This window comes from Saccharomonospora iraqiensis subsp. paurometabolica YIM 90007 (genome assembly GCF_000231035.2).
GTDB lineage: Bacteria > Actinomycetota > Actinomycetes > Mycobacteriales > Pseudonocardiaceae > Saccharomonospora > Saccharomonospora paurometabolica.
In genome coordinates this window covers 5,016-6,077 of the sequence record NZ_KI912212.1, presented here as the reverse complement: position 1 = coordinate 6,077, position 1,062 = coordinate 5,016, and the positions used below count along the sequence as shown (strand labels likewise).

1 protein-coding gene is annotated in these 1,062 nt (G+C 76.9%); it reads right to left on the bottom strand.

The features are described from left to right. Positions 1 to 102 precede the first annotated feature (102 nt). On the bottom strand, positions 103 to 1,017 hold the full coding sequence (gene nadC, locus SACPADRAFT_RS0204585; RefSeq protein WP_028662209.1) for a carboxylating nicotinate-nucleotide diphosphorylase: 915 nt from the start codon (positions 1,015 to 1,017) through the stop codon (positions 103 to 105). Between the last annotated feature and the right edge of the window lie 45 nt (positions 1,018 to 1,062).

Sequence of the window (1,062 nt, the reverse complement as noted above, 5' to 3'; positions counted from 1 at the left end):
CCGGGATCGACCCGGAGCTGACGACCACCGCCCGCGACGCGACCGGGGTCCTGGCCAACCGACGGCTGTGACGGCCCGGGCCGGTCGCGCGCACGTCGCGGGTCACGCGCCGGGAGCCGGGGCCGGGCGGACGTCGGTGCGCAGGTCCATGCCCAGGTCCAGGGCCGGGGACGAATGGGTGAGCGCGCCGACGGCGAGGTAGTCCACACCGGACGCGGCGTAGGCGGCGGCGTTGTCCAGCCGCAGGCCGCCGGACGCCTCCAGCCGGGTGGCCGGGGAGAGCCGGTCGCGCAGGCGCACGGCCTCGGCACAGGCGTCCGGGGTGAAGTTGTCCAGCAGCACCTCGTCGGCGCCCGCCCGCAGCGCCTCCGTGAGCTGGTCGATCCGGTCCACCTCGACCTCGCACGGCAGGTCGGCCGCACGCTGCCGGGCCAACCGCAGCGCCTCGGTGACCGAGCCCGCCGCCACGACGTGGTTGTCCTTGATCAGGACCGCGTCCCCGAGACCGAGCCGGTGGTTGCGTCCGCCGCCGCAGCGCACCGCGTACTTCTCCAGCGCCCGCAGCCCCGGCAGCGTCTTGCGCGAGTCCCGGATCACACACCCGGTCCCGGCGACCCGGTCGACCCAGGCCGCCGTCGCGGTCGCGACCCCGGACAGGTGGCACAGCAGGTTCAGCGCGGTGCGTTCGGCGGTGAGCAGCCCCCGCACGCCGCCGCGCACGACCAGGGCGGGCTCCCCTGCGGCGAGCCGGGCGCCGTCGGCGCGCGCGGTGAGGACCTCGTGGCCCGGCCCCGTGCGGTCGGCGAACACCGTGTCGAACACCGTGCGGGCGATGCCCACCCCGGCGAGGACACCCCCGGTCCGCGGCGTCAACTCGGCCACCGCCGTCGCCCCGGCCGGCACGGTCGCCTCGGTGGTGGCATCCGGCCCGTACCGCAGGTCCTCCTCCAGCGCGGTGGCCACCACGCGGCGCACCTCGTCGGGGTCCGGCGCGGTGGCCTCCCACGCGTCGGGCATCGTCGTGTCCCGGCCCGTCACCGTCGGTTCACCTCACGTCCCTGT

Excerpts from the sequence above, each read along its gene's own strand:
- nadC (WP_028662209.1), bottom strand. The coding sequence starts at position 1,017 with ATGCCCGACGCGTGGGAGGCCACCGCGCCGGACCCCGACGAGGTGCGC.